Below are 268 nucleotides of genomic sequence, written 5' to 3' on the forward strand. Positions count from 1 at the left end.
CTGGCGGACTGTGGAGAAGCGACAATTTTCAGGTTTTGCAAGCGCATCGGCTATGAAGGCTACCAGGCGATGAAGATCGCACTTGCGGCTGATCTGGTCACTCCAATCGAGGCCATGCATGAGGAAGTCGAGCCGACAGACAACGTGGCGACCATTGCCCGCAAGGTGTTTACCTTTAATTCGGAGACGTTGCAGGAGACGCTGCGTGTACTAGATGAGCAGTCCCTGCAAGCGGCTGTCGATGCATTTGTGGCAGCGGAGCGAATCG

At 55.6% G+C, this 268-nt stretch carries 1 protein-coding gene; it reads left to right on the plus strand.

Annotated elements, in window-relative coordinates; translation table 11 throughout:
- The coding region (locus tag SB725_RS31485; RefSeq protein ID WP_410923336.1) for a MurR/RpiR family transcriptional regulator at window positions 1-268 on the plus strand (268 nt) is incomplete at both ends.

Origin of the sequence: Pseudomonas sp. SIMBA_041 (assembly GCF_046535095.1) — a bacterium.
Taxonomy (GTDB): Bacteria; Pseudomonadota; Gammaproteobacteria; order Pseudomonadales; family Pseudomonadaceae; genus Aquipseudomonas; species Aquipseudomonas mucoides.